The organism is Mycolicibacillus trivialis (assembly GCF_002102395.1).
Classification (GTDB): Bacteria; Actinomycetota; Actinomycetes; order Mycobacteriales; family Mycobacteriaceae; genus Mycobacterium; species Mycobacterium triviale.
Genome location: NZ_LQPZ01000017.1, coordinates 1 through 19,515, shown reverse-complemented (window position 1 = coordinate 19,515; position 19,515 = coordinate 1). Strand labels below are relative to the sequence as shown.

The window sequence follows — 19,515 nt, the reverse complement described above, 5'->3', positions numbered from 1 at the left end:
TCACCCGCCGACCCGGTAGCGCAGGAACGCCGGCGCCACGACCGCCGCGACGATAACCCCCACGACCACCAGGACGCCACCCCCGCCGGCGGCCACCGCCGTGCCCACGGAGGCCGCGGCCACCCCGTGCACCGCGTCGGCCAGTCGGGGCCCGCCGGCGACCACGACGATGAACACCCCTTGCAGCCGGCCGCGCAGCTCGTCGGAGGCGGCCTGCTGCAGGATCGTCGAGCGGAACGCCGCCGAGACCATGTCGGCCGCGCCGCCGAGGGCCAGGAACCCGACCGCCGCCCACAGCAGCGGCCCGGCCCGGCCCGGCGCGGCGGCGATCACCAGGCCGAATCCGGCCATCGCGGCTCCCCACACCACGATCGCCACGACGACGGCCAGGCCCTGCCGGTCGATGCGCGGCAGCCAGCCGGAGAACGTGCCGCCGGCGACCGCGCCGATCGACATCGCCGCGGCCAGCAGCGCCAGCGTCGTGCCGCCGTCGATCGGGCCGCCGAAACTCTCGTAGGCGATCTGCGGAAACAGCGCGCGCGGCATGCCCAGGATCATCGCGATCAGGTCCACCACGAACGACATCAGCACCACGGTGTTGCCGGCCAGGTAGCGGAAGCCGTCGAGCACGGCCAGATGGCCCCAGCGGGCGGCAGCCCCCTCGGCCGGTGCGGTGGGCGGCATCGGTGCCAGCCGCACGGTCGCCCAGATCGGGATCAGGCAGGCCGCGGTGTCGATCAGGTACAGCGTCGACAGGTCCACCCAGTTCAGCAACACTCCGGCCAGCAGCGGGCCGACGATCGCGCCGAACTGGGTGACGGTCATGTTCAGCGCGTTGGCGGCGGGCAGCTGGTCCTCGCCGACCATCCGCGGGATCGCCGCCGAGCGGGTGGGGGCGTTCACCGCGTAGCAGGCCTGCTGCACCGCCAGCAGGCACAGCACCACCCAGACGTCGTTGAGCGCCAACGCGGCCTGCGCCCACAGCAGCGCGGAGGCCACCGCCAGCCCGCAGGACGCCGCGATCAGCAGCACCCGCCGGTCCATCGCGTCGGCCCAGGCGCCGCCGAGCAACCCGAACACGATCAGCGGCACCAGGGCGAACACCCCGGCCAGCCCCACATAGGCCGAGCTTCCGGTCAGCGCGTAGATCTGCACCGGGACGGCGAAGATCGTCAGGTTGGCGCCGATGACGGTGGGGATTCCGGCCACCCACAGCCGGCGGAAGTCGGCGCTGCGCAGCGGGGTGGTGTCGGCGAACAGCCTCACCGGCTCACGGCTGGAGGCGCTCGATGCGGCCGCCGGCCACCCGGATGCGGTTGTGCACCCGGTCCTCCCGGCCCTGCCAGAACTCGACCTCCTCGGCGGCGATCAGGTAGCCGCCCCAGTTCGGCGGCAGCGGAACCTCCTGGCCGGCGAACCGTACGGTGACCTCGTCGAGGCGCTGCAGCAGCGCCGCACGGGAGGCGATCGGCTGCGACTGCGCCGACGCCCACGCCCCCAGCTGCGAGCCGCGCGGCCGGTTGGCCCAGTACTGCTCGCTGGCGGCCCGGTCGGCGCGGCGCACCGCGCCGCGCACATGGACCTGCCGGCCCAGCCGGTACCAGGGGAAGGTGGCCGAGGCGTACGGGGTGGCGGCCAGCTGCTCGCCCTTGGCCGAGTCGTAGTTGGTGAAGAAGGTCAGCCCGGCTTCGGCGATGCCGCGGCACAGCACCGAGCGGCTCACCGGCCGGCCGGCCGCCACGGTGGCCAGCACCATCGCGTTCGGTTCGGCCAGTCCGGCGCGCTCGGCGTCGCCGATCCAGCGTCGCAGCAGCGCCGGCCAGCCGTCGGCGAGCCAGTCGACGTCCAGGTCGTCGCTGCCGTCCTTCTCGTCGGTTGTCCGCATCACCGCCAGCCGCTCGTCGTCGGGGCCCGTCATGAGGCAACGCTACCGCCGCTACCGGTCGGTAACCGCTCGGGTGGGTCGTGATGAGACAATCAGCCCATGACTGTGGTTCCGGAGAACTTCGTCGCCGGCCTCGATGGCGTGGTCGCCTTCACCACCGAAATCGCCGAGCCCGACAAGGACGGCGGCGCCCTGCGCTACCGCGGTGTCGACCTGGAGGACCTGGTGGGCCGCGGCGTCACGTTCGGCGACGTGTGGGCGTTGCTGGCCGACGGCGAATTCGGGTCCGGGCTGCCCCCGGCCGAGTCCTTCCCGCTGCCGATCCACAGCGGCGACGTGCGCGTCGACGTGCAGGCCGGCCTGGCGATGCTGGCCCCGATCTGGGGATATGCGCCGCTGCTGGATATCGACGACGCGACCGCCCGCGACCAGCTGGCCCGCGCCTCGGTGATGGCGCTGTCGTATGTGGCGCAGTCCGCGCGCGGCATCCACCGCCCGCCGGTGCCGCAGCGGATCATCGACGAATGCCCCACCATCACGTCGCGGTTCATGACCCGCTGGAAGGGTGAGCCGGACCCGCGGCACGTGGAGGCCATCGACGCCTATTGGGTGTCGGCCGCCGAGCACGGGATGAACGCCTCGACGTTCACCGCCCGGGTGATCGCCTCCACCGGCGCCGACGTGGCCGCCGCCCTCTCCGGTGCGGTCGGCGCGATGAGCGGGCCGTTGCACGGCGGCGCCCCGGCGCGGGTGCTGCCGATGATCGAGGAGGTCGAGCGCAGCGGCGACCCGCGCGGGCTGGTCCGCGCGATCCTGGACCGCGGCGAGAAGCTGATGGGTTTCGGGCACCGGGTCTACCGCGCCGAGGACCCGCGGGCGCGGGTGCTGCGGGCCACCGCCGCTCGGCTGGGCGCCCCGCGCTTCGAGGTGGCCTCCGCGCTGGAGGAGGCCGCGCTGGCCGAACTGCGGGAGCGTCGCCCCGACCGGCCCATCGAGACCAACGTCGAGTTCTGGGCGGCGGTGATCCTCGACTTCGCCGAGGTGCCCGCCAGCACGATGCCGGCGATGTTCACCTGCGGGCGCACCGCCGGCTGGTGTGCGCACATCCTGGAGCAGAAGAAGCTGGGCAAGCTGGTGCGGCCGTCGGCGGTGTACGTCGGGCCGGCGCCGCGCAGCCCGGACTCGGTCCCCGGCTGGGACCGCATCGCGCACCGCTGAGGCGGCTACACCAGTTCGTGGAACTTGGCGCTGATGCGTTCGCGCAGTGTCGGTTTCGGCGCTGCTGCCGCGACGGTGACCATCTGCTCGATCGAGGTGAACTTGTGCCGGGGCCGGTCCTCGGCCTTCCCGCGGGCGATCTCTTCGGCGTCGATGGCCTGCCAGCCGGCGACGTCGATGAGGTCGGGCTGGCGGATCTTCAGCAGCCGGTCCAGCGCGGCCTGCTTGCCGACCGGGTCGGGCAACAGCTCGGCGTTGAAGTCGTCGACCAACTGCTGGACGGTCTGCATGGAGCAGGACTTGTTGGTGCCGATGAACCCGGTGGGTCCGCGCTTGATCCAGCCGGCGACGTAGGCGCCGGGGATGCGCGCCCCGGTGACCGCGTGCAGCACCCGGCCGCCCTCGTTGGGCACGGTCGCGCTCGCCTCGTCGAACGGCAGGTCGCGGATCGGTAAGCCGCGGTAGCCGATCGAGGTCAGGATCAGCCCCGCGTCGTAGTCGACGGTCTGCTCGGTGCCGGTGACGGTGAACTCGATGCCGGTGGCGCGCTCCTCGCCTGAGACCCGGAGCGGGGTGCGCTGGTAGACGAACCGGATCCGGGGCCGCGCGGTGGAGCCCAGCGGCACGTCGGCGGCGTCGGGCAGGTTGGCCAGGATCTCCAGTTTGTTGCGGATGAGCCGGTCGGTGACCTCGGCCAGGTCGCGGCGGACCAGTTCGTGGTCCTCGGCGTCGAGCACCACATCGGCGGCGGCGGTCAGCCCGATCAGCTCCGGCAGGGTGAACGCCGACTGGGCCGGTCCGCGACGCGCGGCGATGACGATCTCGCGCACGCCCGAGGTGCGCAGCGTGGCCAACGCGTGGTCGGAGATGTCGGTGCGGGCCAGCTTCTCCGGGTCGGCGGCCAGCACCCGCGCCACGTCCAGCGCGACGTTGCCGTTGCCGACGATGACAACCCGCTCGTGGCTCAAATCCACTGGGAGGTCGGTGAAGTCGGGGTGGCCGTTGATCCAGGCCACCAGTTCGGTGGCGGTGCCGGTGCCCGGCAGGTCCATCCCCTCGATGTCGAGGCGGCGGTCGGTGGGCGCGCCCACCGCGTAGATGACGGCGTGGTGGTGGGCCAGCAGTTCGTGGTGCCCGATGTGCTTACCGACCTCGACGTTGAGGTAGCAGGAGAAGCCGTCGCGGTCGCAGATCTGGTCGAACAGCTTGGTCACCCGCTTGGTGCTCTGATGGTCCGGAGCGACCCCGGCGCGCACCAACCCGTAGGGGGTGGGCAGTTTCTCGAACATGCTCACCCGCACCCGCGGCTGGGTGAGCAACTCGTCGGCGGCGTACATCGCCGCTGGGCCCGAGCCGACGATCGCCACGCTCAGCGGGCCCCGTCGCAGCTCCGGGGCGGGCAGGATCGGCGCCAGTTTGCTGGTCGGCGGCACCTTCGTGCCGGGTGGGCGCTCCGGGTAGAACGACGCGTTGATCGCGATGAACGGCAACTGGTCCTCGGTCAGCTGACTGTCCGGGGCGATCGCGTCGACCGGGCAGGCGCGCACGCAGGCCCCGCAGTCGACACACGCTTCGGGGTCGATGTAGAGCATCTCGGTCGTGGCGAACTCCGGTTCGTCCGGCGACGGGTGGATGCAGTTGACCGGACAGGCGAAGACGCAGGACGAGTCGTTACAGCACGACTGTCCGATGACGTGCGGCATGAAGCGGCGACCCGGTCAGGCGGCCGGCGCCAGGTGGGCGCGCTGCGGTTCGGCGCGGAACCGCGACGGCTTGCCGTTGATCTTGCAGATCCGCCACATCAGCTTGGCCAGCGGGTTCATCAGCCCGGTGTCGTGGCAGAGCATCCGCACGTCGCCGAACATGTCACGCAGCATCTGCCGCGACTCGGGGGCGCCGAAGAAGATCTCCTTGCGCACCGAGCGCGGGATGTCGAATTCCTTCCAGAACGCCCGCGGCGGGACGATGATCGCCGAGCACAGGATCCGCATCGTCATCGGCACGTACAGCGACAGCCAGAATCGCTTCCACCGGGACAGGTGCGGCACCCGCTTGGCCAGGTATTCGTGGGCGAACGAGATGTGGCGGGCTTCCTCGGCTACGTGGATGGCCATCACCCGCTCCATGATCGGGTGCAGGGTCTTGCCCTCGCGCAGGATCGCCTTCTGGGTGTGGTCGATGGGCTCCTCACCGGCGAGGATGCCGAACCAGAACGGGATCGGTGCCGGCCCGGCGACCAGCGGGATGACCGGCTGGATCCATTTGAGCAGCCGCGGCATGCCCGGGACGTCGGCGCCGATGTGGTTGACCATCTCCTGGAACATCAGGGTGTGGTAGCCCTCTTCGATGCCTTCGTGCAGACAGTAGCGGTACTCCGGTGAGCCGTTGGGCACCCAGAACGCGTACTCCATCAGGCCGCGGATCAAGATCAGCTCGAAGTGCAGGCCGACCTTGGCGACGTTGGCCTGGCGCCACATCCCGATCTCGATCTGCCGCTCCAGCGACTGGGACTGGTACCAGGGGTGCCGGCCGAGTGGGTCGGTGGCGGGCAGCACCCAGCGCGGGTCGTTCTCGGTGACCTTGAACTCCGGCGCATCCCACTCGATGTCGATGTAGGGGTTGAAGTTGCGCCGCACCGAGCCTTCCGACAGCGTCATCAGCTTGGCCACGTACTCGGTGTCGTCCTGCACTTCCATGTTGCGACGCCACCGACGCACCATCTTGGTCCGAGCGAGCTTCTGGGCCATGTCCGGCGACCTCCCCTGAGGTTTACATTCGTTCCTGTTGCGTCTACACGGTACCGCAGGTATCGCCTTACTACCAGGGGTCGGCAGCACTGCGATACAACTATCTTACCTGCGTCGATGTGATGTGGTTCACACGCGAAGTCGGCACGGTTGGTGGTGGTCGCACGTCGCTGATTACGCTGGCGGTCATGGCCGAGCAGCTGACGATCCCCGACTCGATCAAGCCCCGCGACGGACGCTTCGGGTCCGGCCCGTCGAAGGTGCGCCCCGAACAGCTGCAGGCGGTCTCGGGCAGCGCCGCCGGACTGTTCGGCACCTCGCACCGGCAGGCGCCGGTCAAAAACCTGGTCGGCCGGGTGCGCGAGGGCCTGCGGGAGTTCTTCTCCCTGCCCGACGGCTACGAGGTGATCCTGGGCAACGGCGGCACCACCGCGTTCTGGGACGCCGCCGCCTTCGGCTTGGTGTCCGATCGCTCCCTGCACCTGACCTACGGCGAGTTCAGCGCCAAGTTCGCCTCTGCGGTGAAGAAGAACCCGTTCGTCGGCGACCCGGTCGTCGTCTCCGCGGACCCGGGCAGCGCGCCGGAGCCGCAGTCCGACCCGTCGGTGGACCTCATCGCCTGGGCGCATAACGAGACCTCCACCGGCGTCGCGGTGCCGGTGCGCCGGCCGGCGGGCTCGGAGGGGAAGCTGATCGCCATCGACGCCACCTCCGGCGCCGGCGGGCTGCCGGTCGACGTGGCCGAGGCCGACGCCTACTACTTCGCGCCGCAGAAGAACTTCGCCGGTGACGGCGGTCTGTGGCTGGCGCTGTTGAGCCCGGCGGCGCTGCAGCGGGTCGAGGAGATCGCCGCCTCCGGCCGCTGGGTGCCCGACTTCCTGTCGCTGCCGATAGCGGTGGAGAACAGCCTGAAGAACCAGACCTACAACACCCCGGCTATCGCCACCCTGGTGTTGCTGGCCGAGCAGCTCGACTGGCTGTTGGGCAACGGCGGGCTGGACTGGGCGGTGGGCCGCACCGCCGACTCGTCGCAGCGGCTGTACTCCTGGGCGGAGAGCCGGTCCTACACCACCCCGTTCGTCACCGACCCGGCGCTGCGCTCGGCGGTGGTGGGCACCGTCGATTTCGCCGAGGAGGTCGACGCCGCGGCGGTGGCCAAAGTGTTGCGCGCCAACGGCATCGTCGACACCGAGCCGTACCGCAAACTCGGCCGCAACCAGTTGCGGGTCGCGATGTTCCCCGCGGTGGACCCCGAGGACGTCAGCGCGCTGACCGAGTGCGTCGACTGGGTGGTCGAGCGACTGTAGCCGGTCCGGTCCCGCGTGTCAGTCCGATAACGGCCGGTTCCTGCACTACAGTGCGGGTACGGGGCCCGGCGCGGTCTAGCCAGCAACCTCGCGAGGAGATGTGATGCGCGAACTCAAGGTCGTTGGACTCGACGCCGACGGAAAACGCATCGTCTGCGAATCCGCCGACTCCTCCGACAAGTTCACCCTGCGCATCGACGACCGGCTGCGCGCCGCGGTCCGCGGTGACAGCGCCCAGGCCGGCCAGACCGAGATCGACATCGAGGTCAACCACAACCGGCTGCGCCCCAAGGAGATCCAGTCCCGTATCCGCGCCGGGGCGTCGGTCGAGCAGGTCGCAGCGGTGACCGGCGCCGACATCGCGCGTATCGAGCGCTTCGCCCACCCGGTGCTGCTCGAGCGGTCCCGGGCCGCCGAGCTGGCCACCGCCGCGCACCCGATGCTGGCCGACGGCCCCTCGGTGCTGACCCTGCTGGAGACCGTCACCGGCGCGCTGTTCGCGCGCGGCCTGGACGCCGAGGACGTCGACTGGGACGCCTGGCGCAACGAGGACGGTCGCTGGACGGTGCGGTTGGCGTGGAAGGCGGGCCGCACCGACAACGTGGCGCACTTCCGGTTCACCCCCGGCGCGCACGGCGGCACGGTGACCGCCGTCGACGACGCCGCCACCGCCCTGGTGGACCCGACCTTCGAGCGGCCGCTGCGTTCGGTGGCCCCGGTCGCCCAGCTCGACTTCGACCAGCCCGCCGCACCGCCGGCCACTCCCCCGGTCGACGCGACCGAGCCGACCGAGCCGACCGAGCCGACCGAGCCCGAGGAACCGGCCGAGGCCGCCCCACGCAGTCGGCGCCGCAAGCCGCAGGTGCCGGCCTGGGAGGACGTGCTGCTCGGGGTGCGCTCCAGCGGGCAGCGCTAAAGCACCAGCAGCACGAGCAGAGCGATCCAGGCCACCGCGACGCCGCAGGCCCCGCCCAGCAGGAACCAGCGCAGCACCGGCACCCGCCGCCATCCCCAGAACGTCGGGGCCAGCCCACCGACGGCGACCAGGTTCAGCCCGGCGGCGGCCAGCGGCTGAAACCGGGTCAGCCCGATGCTGAGCACCATGATCGTCGCCGCGGTCACCGCGGCCACGAATCCGGCCACCGTCAGCCCGGTGCCCCACGGGGTGGCGTCGTCGGTCACGGCGCGAGCCTAACCAAGGGTCCCGGCGCAGCGGGCCCGCTCGTAGAAGGCGAGCGCGGCGGCGGTGGCGACGTTGAGCGAGTCGGTGCCGCGTGACATCGGGATGCGGACCCGCAGGTCCGCGCGGCGCAGTGCGGTCTGGGTGAGCCCGGGCCCCTCGGCGCCGACCAGCAGCGCCACCGGCCGGTCGGCCACGGCCGTCATCGCCTCGGCCAGCGGCCGGGCGCCGGCGTCGGGGGTCAGGGCCACCAGGGTGAAGCCGCTCTCGCGCAGCGCGTCGAGCTCGGCCGGCCAGGCGGTGGCCTTGGCGTAGGGCACCAGCAGCGCGTGGCCCATCGAGACTCGGACCGCGCGGCGGTAGAGCGGGTCGGCGCAGCCGGCGCCGAAGACCACGGCGTCGACGGCCAGTCCCGCGCCGTTGCGGAAGATCGAGCCGAGGTTCTCGTGGTCATTGACCCCTTCGAGCACCGCGACGGTGCGGGCGCCGTCGACCAGGTCGGTGACCGTCGGCAGTTCCACCCGGCGGGCGGCGGCCAGGACGCCGCGGTTGAGGTGGAAGCCGATCACCTCGGCCATCACCTCCGCCGTGGCTCGGTAGTAGGGCGCCGGGGTGCCGGCCAGGTCGGCGCGCAGTTCGGTGAGGCGACGGTCGGTGCCCAGCAGGGCCAGCGGGCGGAACCGGGAGGCCAGCATCCGCTGCACCACCAGCACCCCCTCGGCGATCACCAACCCTTTGCCCGACGGCAGGTCGGGGCGCCGGTCGATGCTGTTGAGGTCGCGGAAGTCGTCCAGGCGCGGGTCGGCGGGGTCGGCGATATCGATGACCTCGACCTGCTCGCGCACGGCGGGAAGACTACTTGCCCGCCGCCGGGCCGGGTGGACTCGGCTATGTTGAACGGCGATGCCCACCACCGTCGAGCCGCCGCCACTGCCGGCGTCGCTGACCGAGCCGACACCGGTGATCGCCGCCGGTGCGCTGGCCTGGCTGATCGCCGCGATCGCGGCGTTCGCGGTGCCGGCGCTGGAGTCCTGGCGGCCGGTGACGATCGCGGGGTTGGGCGTGGGACTGTTGGGTACCGGCATCTTCCTGTGGCAGCGCCGTGCGGCGCGCCGCGGGGCCCGGGGTGCCCAGCAGGGACTGGACCGCTGAGAAACCGACAACCGATTCAAGGAGAAACATGGCTGCCCCACTACTGCAGACCCAGATCGACATCAACGCCCCGGTTTCGAAGGTGTGGGCGCTGATCTCCGACCTGGACAAGATGCCGCAATGGAGCCCGCAGACCCGCAAGATGTGGCTGCGCGGCCCGCTGCAGCCGGGCACCAAGACGGTCAACCTGAACCGGCGTGGCTTCGCGTTCTGGCCGACCACCAGCACCATCACCGAGGTGATCCCGGAGAAGAAGCTGGCGTTCAAGGTGAATACCAACGGCACCGTGTGGAGCTACCAGCTGGAGGAGACCGCCCAGGGCACCCGGGTGATCGAGAGCCGGCACGCCGAGAACGGTGTGAAGCCGGTGTCGGAGATGACCGTGAAGATGATGGGCGGCGCCGAAGCTTTCGAGCAGGAACTGCTCGACGGGATGAACGCCTCGCTGGCCAAGATCAAGGCCGCCGCGGAGAGCTGAGCGCTCGGGGGCGCGCCCCTCGGCTCCCTCGACCCCCTCGATCTTGTACGACCCCCTCCGACCCCCGAGTGAAGCTCTACGGCGATCGAGTGAAGCTGTAGGGCGGAAAAACGCGCTCCAGAGCTACCTCAGGCTTCACTCGATGTCGGCGGGGCCGTCGAACGGGTTCAGTTCGGGGTGGGCTCGTCGCCGGTGGGCTCTTCGGCGGCTGCCTCCGGAGTAGCGGCCTCGGGGCCTGGGGCTTCGGAGTCAGCGGCTGCGGCGCCGACGGCTTGAGGGTCAGCGGCTGCTTCTTCCGCGACCGCCTCCTCAGCAATTGCTTCCCCAGCGACTGCTTCCTCAGCGGCCGCGTCCCCTGCAGTTGCCTCCCCAGCGACAGCGTCGGTGACGGCTTCAGCCTCGCCCGCAGCGGCCTCCGGCGCTTCTACCTCGTCACCGGTTGGCGCCGCGGCTTCGGCGCCCACAGCCTGCTCGCTCTCCGCAGTAGCGCCCTGCTCGCCGTCCTCCGCCGGCGCGGCATCCTGCACCTCGAGCACCCCGTCGTCGTAGGGCTCGTACAGCGGCGAGCCGCTACCGGCAGGCATCGGGGTGTCGGAGTGCGCGCCGCAGCCGTACTCACGGTCCACCACATGCCCGTCGGCGGACATCTCGTTGGCGCAGACCCCGAACATCACGCCCAGCGAGCCGGCCAGCGGCAGGTAGAACCCGCAGGTGCGGCAGACCCGCTTGGTCGAGCGGGCCATCGCCGCCGCCGGGCCGTGCGACCCGTCGTGCCACCGCTGCGCGGCCTTGGCCCGACCCCACTGGCTGAGCACCCGCTTGCGGCCCAGCCCGATCTCGGCGGCGACGTCGTCGACCGCGGCGTCGCCGCTGGTTGTGTAGCCGGGCACCAGTCGCGGGTCGTCGTCGGGGGTGGCCAGCAGGTCGCCGGGACCCAGGTCGCCCGGACGCACCCGCTGCTCCCACGGCACCCACTCCGGCGCCAGCAGCGCAGTCGGCCCGGGAACCAGCACCACCTCGCTGACCGTCACCCGCTCAGCACCCGGGTGTGCGGCCACCACGACCGCCCACTGCCAGCCCTGGTAGCCGGGTAGCTGCGCCAGGAAACGGTGGGTCGCCGCGGCCTGGTCCTCGATGCTGACCCCGAGGTAGTCGCCCACGGCGTCGGCGCCGCTGTGCTCGGCGATCGCGGCGCGCGCCACCTCCTCGGCGGCGGTGAGCATGGCCGACACCGCCGCGTCGACCGTGTCCGGCTCAGCGGGCGGCGTGGGGGTTCCGGTGTTGACGTCCATCGCCCCACATACTGCCGTACCCGCCACCGACCAGCCACACCGATCGGCTGCGCCGGACCACGGTCGCCATGAGGAACAATTGAGCCCATGTCGGATCGCAGGCGCCATCACCCGCTGCGGGGCCCGGCCGCACCGGGTCCGCGCGGGCGCACCGGCCCCGCCCGCGAACACCCCGGGATGGCCAACTACCCCACCGCGCCGCGCGCGCACGGCCCGCACAGCGGCAACCGCTACCTGCCTCCGCTGCACGACGAACCGCCCGTCGCCCCCGCCGACAACGGCGAGCGCCCCGGCGCCGCCCGTTCGGCCGCCCAGCGCAGCCGCGAGATGGGCTCGCGGATGTATGACCTGGTCCAGCGCGCCGCCACCGCCGACGGCGCCGACAAATCCGGGCTCACCGCGCTGACCTGGCCGGTGATGGCGAACTTCGCCGTCGACGCGGCGATGGCGGTGGCGTTGGCCAACACGCTGTTCTTCGCGGCGGCCACCGGGGAGTCCAAGGGCCGGGTCGCGCTGTACCTGCTGATCACGATCGCGCCGTTCGCGGTGGTCGCGCCGCTGATCGGGCCCGCGCTCGACCGGTTGCAGCACGGCCGCCGGGTGGCGTTGGCGATGTCGTTCGCGCTGCGCATCGCGTTGGTGACGGTGCTGATCATGAACTACGACGGCGAGACCGGCAGCTATCCGTCCTGGGTGCTGTACCCGTGCGCGCTGGCGATGATGGTGCTGTCCAAATCGTTCTCGGTGCTGCGCAGCGCGGTGACCCCGCGGGTGATGCCGCCGGGCATCGATCTGGTCCGGGTCAACTCCCGGCTGACGACGTTCGGGCTGATCGGCGGCACCTTGGCCGGCGGCGGCATCGCCGCCGGTTTCGAGTACCTGTCGATCCACCTGTTCCAGTTGCCCGGGGCGCTGTTCGTGGTGGTCGTGGTGGCGCTGGCCGGCGCGATCCTGTCCATGCAGATCCCGCGCTGGGTGGAGGTCACCACCGGCGAGGTGCCGACCACGTTGAGCTACCACGACGACGGCCCACTGCGTAGGGGATGGCGCGATCACGCCCGCCAGGCCGGCGGCGCGCTGACCCGCCCGCTGGGCCGCAACATCATGACGTCGCTGTGGGGCAACTGCACGATCAAGGTGATGGTCGGGTTCATGTTCCTCTACCCGGCGTTCGTGGTGAAGTCCCATGACGCCGACGGCTGGGAGCAGCTGACCATGCTGGGGCTGGTCGGTGCGGCCGCCGCGCTGGGCAACTTCGCCGGCAACTTCGCCAGCGCGCGGCTGAAACTGGGACGCCCGTCGGTGCTGGTGGTGCGCTCGGCGATGGCGGTGACCGGCGCCGCGATCGCCGCCGCAGTGGCCGGCACCCTGATGATGGTGGTGCTGGCGGCGCTGGTGACCGCCGGTTCCAGCGCGATCGCCAAGGCGGCCCTCGACGCGGCGATGCAGGATGACCTGCCCGAGGAGTCGCGGGCGTCGGCGTTCGGGCGCTCGGAGTCCTCGTTGCAGCTGTCGTGGGTGCTCGGCGGCGCGGTCGGGGTGTTGGTCTACACCGAGTTGTGGGCCGGGTTCACGGTGATCGCCGCCCTGCTGATCGTCGGGTTGGCGCAAACAGTGGTGAGCTTCAACGGGGACTCGCTGATCCCGGGCTTCGGGGGCAACCGGCCGGTGCGGGTCGAACAGGAGGGTGGCATGGACGACGCCACGGCGGTGATCCGCCGATGACGCGTACGACGGCCGTGGTGGTGGCGGTGCTGACGGTGGTGGCGTCGGCGGCTGCCGGCGTCGGTGCGTGGTGGCTGGTGCGCGAACCGGACGGCCAGCTGCCGCAGATCAGCGTGTACTCCCACGGCGAGTCGGCCCGGGTGGGCCCGTACTGGTACTGCGACGTGCTGGACCTGACCGACTGCGAAGAGCCGCAGGAGATGGCCGAACTGCCGGTGAGCGGTCGCAACCCGGTGCAGCTGGGGGTGCCCGCGGCGATCGGGCGCGCGCCGTGGCGGCTGCTGCAGGTCTACGAGGCCGGCGAGATCAGCACGGTGTTCCGTCCGGACACCCGCCTCGCGGTGACGATCCCGACCGTCGACGCGCACCGCGGCCGGCTGACCGGGATCGCCGTGCAGTTGATGACGATGGTGGCCTTCCCCGACGGCGAACTGGGCCGCGCCCCGCATGCGGAGTGGTCGGTGGCCACGGTCTGGCAGGAGTGGGCGGACTGGTCCGGTGCGGACGACGCTGCTGCCACGGCGTACGTCCCCGCTGCCCCTACTGCACCGTCATCGCCTGCCTCTACCGCCGAGTGAAGCTCTACGGCGATCGAGTGAAGTTGTAGGGCGGAAAAACGCGTCGGATCTCGCCCTACAGCTTCACTCGCGGGCGGGGTGCGCGCTGTGGCCGGCGGGCACCTCTTCACCGCGACGGGTCGGCCCCGGCGGGGTGCCGTCGCCGAACGGGCGCCCGCCGAGCTCCTCGCGACCGTGCGGGCTGAGCCAATTCGCCAGGTCAGGGCCGCGCGGCACGATCCGAGTGGGGTTCAGATCGGCGTGCACGATGTAGTAGTGCTGCTTGATCTGGACGAAGTCGATGGTGTCGCCGAACCCTGGGGTCTGGAACAGGTCACGCGCGTACGCCCACAGCACCGGCATCTCGGCGAGCTTCTGCCGATTGCATTTGAAGTGCCCGTGGTAGACGGGGTCGAAGCGGGCCAGCGTGGTGAACAGTCGCACGTCGGCCTCAGTGATGGTGTCCCCGACCAGATAGCGCTGCCCGGCGAGGCGCTCGCTGAGCCAGTCCAGGGTGGTGAACAGCCGGTCGTAGGCGCCGTTGTAGGCGTCCTGGGTGCCGGCGAACCCGCAGCGGTACACCCCGTTGTTGACCTCGGTGTAGACGCGGCGGGCGACCTCGTCGATCTCGGCGCGCAGCGGTTCCGGGTACAGGTCGGGGGCGCCGTCGCGGTGGAAGGCCGTCCACTCGGTGGAGAAGTCCAGGGTGATCTGCGGGTAGTCGTTGGTGACGACCTCGCCGCTCGACACGTCGACGATCGCGGGCACGGTGATGCCCTTGTCGTAGTCGGGGAAACGTTTGAGGTAGGCGTCCTGGAGCCGCGGGATCTTCAACACCGGGTCCACCCCGCCGGGGTCGAGATCGAAGGTCCAGCTGCGCTCGTCGTGGGTGGGGCCGCAGAACCCGATCGAGATCGCGTCCTCCAGGCCCAGCAGCCGCCGCACGATGATGGTGCGGTTGGCCCACGGGCACGCCCGGGCGACGACGAGGCGGTAGCGCCCGGCCTCCACCGGGTAGCCGTCGCGGCCGTCGGCGGTGATGCGGGTGGCGATGTAGTTGGTGTCACGGGTGAAGTCCCCGGACACGACGTAGCTGCCCATGAAGTCAGCTTGCCACCCGTTTGTCGGTGCCGATGTGGCGCAGCAGGTTCTCTTCGCTTGATTCGCCGGGCTCCCAGTGCGCGATCCACGGGCCGGTGCCCTCGCTCGGGTCGAGGATGCCGGCTTCCAGCCAGGTGTAGCGCCCGGCCATCACGTCACGGGAGAGCCGATCGTCGGTGCGGTCGGTGTTGGTCCACAGCTTGTCGAAGAGCGCGTCGACGCGCAGCGCCGCCTGCTCGCAGAAGGCGGCCGCCAGCTGCTCGGCCGCGGCGGCGTCGGGGGCACCGGCCTGCAGCTGGGCGTGCGCACGCACGCAGCTGGCCGACATCGCGAACAGTTCCGCGCCGATGTCGACCACCCGACCCAAGAAGCCCTGCTTCTGTTCCATCGCGGCCTGCCAGCGGGCCATGCCGTAGAAGGTGTTGCGGGCCAGTTTGCGCGAGGCGCGCTCCACGAACCGCAGATGGGGTGCCAGCGCGCCGAACTCACGGTAGGCCAGCGGCGCATGCCCGGTTCCGACGAGCAGCTGCGGGAACCATTTCGCGTAGAACCGGCTGGCCCCGGCGGCGGCGACGGCCTTGTCGCGCAGCCCGGCCTTGGGGTCGGCCAGGTCGCCTGCGGCCTGCAGGTGGGTGTCGACGGCCTCCCGCGCGATCAGCAGCCGCATGATCTCGCTGGAGCCTTCGAAGATGCGGTTGATGCGCAGGTCGCGGACCTGCTGTTCGACCGGGACGGCCCGCTCGCCGCGGGCGGCCAGCGACGCCGCGGTCTCGTAGCCGCGCCCGCCGCGGATCTGCAGCAGGTCGTCGGCGATGACGCAGGCCATCTCGCTGCTCCACAGTTTGGCCAGCGCCGCCTCGATGCGGATGTCGTTGCGGCCCTCGTCGGCCATCTGCGCGGACAACTCCAGCACCGAGTCCAGCGCGTAGCAGGTGGCGGCGATGAAACCGATCTTGGTGGCGACGGCGCCGTGCTCGCCGACCGGCCGGCCCCACTGCACCCGTTCGGCCGACCATTCGCGGGCGATCTTCAGCGACCACTTCGCCGCGCCCGCGGCCATCGCCGGGATCGCCAGCCGGCCGGCGTTGAGGGTGGTGAGCGCGATCTTCAGGCCGTCGCCCTCCTTGCCGACGAGGTTCTCCGCGGGCACCCGCACCCGGTGCAGCCGGGTGACGCCGTTCTCGATGCCGCGCAGACCCATGAACTCGTTGCGCCGCTCGACGGTGATGCCCGGCGAATCGGCTTCCACCACAAAGGCGCTGATGCCGCCGCGGCGCCCGTCGTCCTTGGGGACGCGAGCCATCACCACCAGCAGATCGGCGATGACACCGTTGGTGGTCCACAGTTTGACGCCGTCGAGTTCATAGCCGCCGTCGACGGGCGTGGCGGTGGAGGCCAGCCGCGCCGGGTCGGAGCCGACGTCGGGTTCGGTGAGCAGGAACGCCGTGATCGCGCCCGCCGCGCAACGCGGCAGGAACCGTTTCTTCTGCTCCTCGGTGCCGGCGAGTTTGAGCGGTTCGGGCACGCCGATCGACTGGTGGGCGCTGAGCAGCGCGCCGAGGCTGGGGTGGACACCGCTGACGAGCATCAGCGCCCGGTTGTAGGCGACCTGCGAAAGGCCAAGGCCGCCGTAGTCTTCGGGGATCTTCAGCCCGAAGCAGCCCAGTTCGGCCAGTCCGGTCACGTACTCGTCGGGGATGCGGGCGTCGCGTTCGATGACGCTGCCGTCGCAGGTCTCGAGGAAGGACCGCAGCCGGCCCAGGAACTCCTCGATGCGAGCCTCCTCCTCGGCTCCCGGGCGGGGGAACGGATGGATGAGGTCGAGCGGGAACCGGCCGAGGAAGAGTTCTTTGGCGAAAGACGGTTTGTCCCAACCGCTTTCCCGGGACTCTTCGGCGACCTCGCGCGCCTCCTCCTCGGTGACCTTCACGTGCTCAGCCATCAGGCACCTCCTCGCAGAATGCGGTTGAGGTGGGGGTTCCCGATGGGCCGGTCGGGCAAACCGGCGTCGTGTCAGGCGTCGAGTTCGCGCGCGACCGCTTTGACGACCTCCGAGACCCGGCGCGCGGTCTTGCGGTCGGGGTAACGGCCCTTGCGCAATTCGGGTTGTACCGCGCCCTCGAGCAGGGTGATCATGTCCTCGACCATCCCGTGCAGTTCATCGGGGCTGTGCTTGTGGCTGGGCGGCGCCTCGCGACGCGGCCGGGACACGCTCGGCGGCGGCTCGAGCAGGGTCAGACTCAGCGCCTGCGGCCCGCGACGGCCGGCGGCCATCCCGAACTCGACGCGCTGGCCGGTCTTGAGCGTTTCCACACCGTCCGGAAGTGCCGAGGCGCGCACGTAGACGTCCTCGCCGTCCTCCTGCGACAGGAAGCCGAATCCCTTTTCAGGGTCGTACCACTTCACTTTGCCGGTCGGCACTGAACTCACCTGCTTGTCTGACGGGTCACTCGAACGGGCGACATGACGAACGCCCCGCCGCTGCGGGGCGCGATGGTTCTCAATGTTACTCGGGCGCCGCGCCGAAAGGCATCCCGGTATTCGTCGGTAAGCTGGTGTTACCCCGTCCCTGACCCCATTCCCGAAAGGGTGCAGGCATGACTTTGACGAGTTCACTCGGCGTGCCGACGGTGCCGCGCCGAATCGACCGCCCGCCCGCGGCGCCACCGGCCTCCGGGCCGCTGATCGACACCTACGGCCGCATCGCGACCGACCTGCGGGTGTCGCTGACTGACCGGTGCAATCTGCGGTGTACCTACTGCATGCCCGCCGAAGGCGTTCCGTGGCTGCCGGCCAAACAGTTGTTGCAGCCCGAGGAGACCATCCGGCTGATCCGGATCGGCGTGACCCGGCTGGGGATCACCAACGTCCGGTTCACCGGCGGCGAGCCGCTGGTGGCCCGTCACCTCGAAGAGGTCATCACCGCGACGGCCGCGCTCAAGCCCCGCCCGGAGATCGCCATGACCACCAACGCGGTCGGCTTGGCCGAGCGCGCCCACACGCTGAAGGCCGCGGGGCTGGACCGGATCAACGTCTCGCTGGACAGCGTGGACCGCAAGCACTTCGCCTCGATCACCCGCCGCGACCGCCTCGACGACGTCCTGGCCGGGCTGGCGGCGGCCAAGGAGGCCCGGCTGGAACCGGTGAAGGTCAACGCCGTGCTCGACCCCAAGACCGGGTTGCAGGACGCGGTGGAGTTGGTGCGCTACTGCCTGGGCAACGAGTTGCAGCTGCGGATGATCGAGCAGATGCCGCTGGACGCCGGGCACCGCTGGACCCGCAGCGCCATCCTGACCGCCGACGAGGTGCTGGGCGCCCTGCGCGAGGAGTTCAGCATCGAGCCGGACGCCGCGCCGCGCGGTTCGGCGCCGGCCGAGCTGTGGCGGGTCACCGACGAGGCCAGCGGGGAGACCGGCCTGGTCGGGCTGATCGCGTCGGTGTCGCACCCGTTCTGCGGCGCGTGCGACCGGACCCGGCTCACCCCCGACGGGCAGATCCGCAGCTGCCTGTTCGCCCGGGAGGAGAGCGACCTGCGCAGCCTGCTGCGCGCCGGCGCCGACGACGATGCGATCGAGGCGGCCTGGCGGGCGGCGATGTGGCGGAAGCCGGCCGGCCACGGCATCAACGACCCGAACTTCATCCAGCCGAACCGGCCGATGAGCGCGATCGGCGGCTGACACTCATGAGGTGGATCGATGGGTGAACCGATGCCGGTGACGGTGCGGTACTTCGCGGCCGCCCGGGCTGCGGCGGCCACCGACAGCGAGCAGCTGACCGTCTCCCCCGACGCCACGGTGGCCCAGCTGGTGGACACGTTGAGCGACCGCAGCGCCGAGCTGGCGCGGGTGCTGGCGCGCTGCTCCTATCTGTATGACGGGGTGGCGGTGCGCGACACCGGGGAACGGCTGCGCCCGGGCACGGTCGTCGACGTGCTACCACCGTTCGCGGGCGGCTGAGTGGGCCGGCGCACCACCCGCCACGCCACCGTCCGCGTGATTTCCATCACATAACGAACAGGTAACAGCGCGGACACAAATTGATACCGACGGGTTTGACCTGCGCAAACACCTCGTTTCCAGGGCGTTTCCGCGTCGCAGACCCGAAAAACACGCCACGCCGATAGGGGTGACGAGGCGACGCGGACCCGCTACCGTCTCTCCCGGTGCGCCGAATCGTTCCGGTCGGCGCATCGTTCCCGCCGGTAGCGCCTAGCTCCATCCGGCTGCGCGGGAACCTCGAGCAACACCGCGGATGGAGGCGGGGGACCCACCGGTCCACCCGGACCCGGAGTCGACGACGACTCCTTGGGGTGAAGCCGTTTTCCCTTCGGGGGTGACGGCCGGGCAGCCTCTCCAGCCCGAACCCGACAGCTGACTTCGCAGGCGTCCACACGAGAGGAATACCGCGGTTCTATGACTGGTCGGCACCGTAAACCCAGCCAATCGAACTACAGCGTCGCCAAGATCGCCGTCACCGGCGCCGTACTCGGTGGTGGCGGCTTCGCCCTCGCCGGTCACGCGGCCGCCGCGACCGACAGCGAATGGGACCGGGTCGCCAGCTGCGAGTCCGGCGGCAACTGGGGCATCAACACCGGCAACGGCTACCAGGGCGGGCTGCAGTTCGCACCGAGCACCTGGAGCTCGCACGGTGGGGATGAGTTCGCCCAGTCCGCGCACCAGGCCAGCAAGGAAGCCCAGATCGTGGTCGCCGAGCGGGTCCTGGCCAGCCAGGGCCGCGGCGCCTGGCCGGTCTGCGGCACCGGGCTGTCCGGGCCGACCGAGCGCACCATGAGCGCCCCGAAGGAAGCCCCGCCGGCCGACCTGCCGCCGGTCAACGAGGACGTCCCGCCGCCCCCGGCCGACCTGCCTCCCCC

At 71.0% G+C, this 19,515-nt stretch carries 18 protein-coding genes, 2 pseudogenes and 1 riboswitch; of the genes and pseudogenes, 10 read left to right on the top strand and 10 right to left on the bottom strand.

Annotation, left to right across the window (positions count from 1 at the left end):
- Both AWC30_RS07180 and pdxH read right to left on the bottom strand, forming a co-directional pair.
- On the bottom strand, window positions 1-1,266 hold the full coding sequence (locus tag AWC30_RS07180; protein ID WP_085109515.1) for an MFS transporter: 1,266 nt from the start codon (window positions 1,264-1,266) through the stop codon (window positions 1-3).
- A 4-nt stretch (window positions 1,267-1,270) separates the two neighbouring features.
- Window positions 1,271-1,918 carry a pyridoxamine 5'-phosphate oxidase gene (gene pdxH / locus AWC30_RS07175; RefSeq protein WP_085109514.1) on the bottom strand — a complete coding sequence of 216 codons (648 nt, stop codon included), beginning with the start codon at window positions 1,916-1,918 and terminating at the stop codon, window positions 1,271-1,273.
- A gap of 66 nt (window positions 1,919-1,984) precedes the next feature.
- Here pdxH and AWC30_RS07170 point away from each other — a divergent pair, with 66 nt between their 5' ends.
- Entirely contained in the window at window positions 1,985-3,103 is a 1,119-nt protein-coding gene (locus AWC30_RS07170) for a citrate synthase 2 (protein ID WP_085109513.1), read from the top strand.
- A 5-nt stretch (window positions 3,104-3,108) separates the two neighbouring features.
- Here the strand turns inward: AWC30_RS07170 and AWC30_RS07165 are convergent, their stop codons facing one another.
- Both AWC30_RS07165 and AWC30_RS07160 read right to left on the bottom strand, forming a co-directional pair.
- On the bottom strand, window positions 3,109-4,806 hold the full coding sequence (locus tag AWC30_RS07165; RefSeq protein WP_085109512.1) for an FAD-dependent oxidoreductase: 1,698 nt from the start codon (window positions 4,804-4,806) through the stop codon (window positions 3,109-3,111).
- A gap of 15 nt (window positions 4,807-4,821) precedes the next feature.
- A complete protein-coding gene (locus AWC30_RS07160) occupies window positions 4,822-5,850 on the bottom strand; it encodes an AurF N-oxygenase family protein (RefSeq protein ID WP_085109511.1) in 1,029 nt (342 codons plus the stop codon).
- 188 nt (window positions 5,851-6,038) lie between these two features.
- On the opposite strand from AWC30_RS07160, the gene serC reads away from it, so the two are divergent.
- Both serC and sepH read left to right on the top strand, forming a co-directional pair.
- Complete coding sequence (gene serC / locus AWC30_RS07155; RefSeq protein ID WP_085109510.1) at window positions 6,039-7,157, top strand: phosphoserine transaminase; 1,119 nt, start codon at window positions 6,039-6,041, stop codon at window positions 7,155-7,157.
- Window positions 7,158-7,260: 103 nt separating this feature from the next.
- Complete coding sequence (gene sepH, locus AWC30_RS07150; RefSeq protein WP_085109509.1) at window positions 7,261-8,073, top strand: septation protein SepH; 813 nt, start codon at window positions 7,261-7,263, stop codon at window positions 8,071-8,073.
- On the opposite strand, the gene AWC30_RS07145 is transcribed toward sepH, so the two are convergent.
- The gene (locus tag AWC30_RS07145) at window positions 8,070-8,339 is read right to left on the bottom strand and encodes a DUF2537 domain-containing protein (protein WP_085109508.1); all 270 of its coding nucleotides are present in this window, start codon (window positions 8,337-8,339) and stop codon (window positions 8,070-8,072) included. The two genes, sepH and AWC30_RS07145, sit on opposite strands and share 4 nt — an antisense overlap.
- Before the next feature lie 9 nt (window positions 8,340-8,348).
- Window positions 8,349-9,182, bottom strand: a complete 834-nt coding sequence (locus tag AWC30_RS07140; protein WP_085109507.1) for a TrmH family RNA methyltransferase — start codon at window positions 9,180-9,182, stop codon at window positions 8,349-8,351.
- 58 nt (window positions 9,183-9,240) lie between these two features.
- Between AWC30_RS07140 and AWC30_RS07135 the strand changes: the two genes are divergently transcribed.
- Both AWC30_RS07135 and AWC30_RS07130 read left to right on the top strand, forming a co-directional pair.
- Window positions 9,241-9,489, top strand: a complete 249-nt coding sequence (locus AWC30_RS07135) for a DUF2530 domain-containing protein (protein WP_085109506.1) — start codon at window positions 9,241-9,243, stop codon at window positions 9,487-9,489.
- Window positions 9,490-9,517: 28 nt separating this feature from the next.
- Entirely contained in the window at window positions 9,518-9,967 is a 450-nt protein-coding gene (locus AWC30_RS07130; RefSeq protein WP_085109505.1) for an SRPBCC family protein, read from the top strand.
- 523 nt (window positions 9,968-10,490) lie between these two features.
- Here AWC30_RS07130 and AWC30_RS18295 read toward each other — a convergent pair.
- A pseudogene (locus AWC30_RS18295) lies at window positions 10,491-11,190 on the bottom strand (DUF3027 domain-containing protein); the annotation flags it as partial.
- Between the two features lie 156 nt (window positions 11,191-11,346).
- Here AWC30_RS18295 and AWC30_RS07120 point away from each other — a divergent pair.
- Window positions 11,347-12,984, top strand: a complete 1,638-nt coding sequence (locus AWC30_RS07120) for an MFS transporter (protein WP_085109504.1) — start codon at window positions 11,347-11,349, stop codon at window positions 12,982-12,984.
- Window positions 12,981-13,460, top strand: a pseudogene (locus tag AWC30_RS07115) (DUF2771 domain-containing protein); the annotation flags it as partial. The gene AWC30_RS07120 and the pseudogene AWC30_RS07115, both read left to right, overlap by 4 nt.
- A 165-nt stretch (window positions 13,461-13,625) precedes the next feature.
- On the opposite strand, the gene AWC30_RS07110 reads toward AWC30_RS07115, so the two are convergent.
- The 3 genes from AWC30_RS07110 to AWC30_RS07100 form a co-directional block, all read right to left on the bottom strand.
- Window positions 13,626-14,642 carry a glutathione S-transferase family protein gene (locus tag AWC30_RS07110; RefSeq protein WP_085109502.1) on the bottom strand — a complete coding sequence of 339 codons (1,017 nt, stop codon included), beginning with the start codon at window positions 14,640-14,642 and terminating at the stop codon, window positions 13,626-13,628.
- A 4-nt stretch (window positions 14,643-14,646) separates the two neighbouring features.
- Window positions 14,647-16,584, bottom strand: a complete 1,938-nt coding sequence (locus AWC30_RS07105) for an acyl-CoA dehydrogenase family protein (RefSeq protein WP_085109501.1) — start codon at window positions 16,582-16,584, stop codon at window positions 14,647-14,649.
- A 71-nt stretch (window positions 16,585-16,655) separates the two neighbouring features.
- Window positions 16,656-17,063 (bottom strand): cold-shock protein, encoded by a 408-nt coding sequence (locus tag AWC30_RS07100; protein WP_085109500.1) that lies wholly within the window; start codon window positions 17,061-17,063, stop codon window positions 16,656-16,658.
- Between the two features lie 176 nt (window positions 17,064-17,239).
- Between AWC30_RS07100 and moaA the strand changes: the two genes are divergently transcribed.
- From moaA to AWC30_RS07085, 3 genes are all read left to right on the top strand, one after another.
- Entirely contained in the window at window positions 17,240-18,319 is a 1,080-nt protein-coding gene (gene moaA / locus AWC30_RS07095) for a GTP 3',8-cyclase MoaA (protein WP_085109499.1), read from the top strand.
- Window positions 18,320-18,337: 18 nt separating this feature from the next.
- Window positions 18,338-18,598 carry a MoaD/ThiS family protein gene (locus AWC30_RS07090; protein WP_109561964.1) on the top strand — a complete coding sequence of 87 codons (261 nt, stop codon included), beginning with the start codon at window positions 18,338-18,340 and terminating at the stop codon, window positions 18,596-18,598.
- Between the two features lie 277 nt (window positions 18,599-18,875).
- A riboswitch (cyclic di-AMP (ydaO/yuaA leader) is annotated at window positions 18,876-19,044 on the top strand.
- Between the two features lie 10 nt (window positions 19,045-19,054).
- Window positions 19,055-19,515 (top strand): transglycosylase family protein (locus AWC30_RS07085; protein WP_165756457.1); only part of this gene is annotated, 461 nt, incomplete at its 3' end.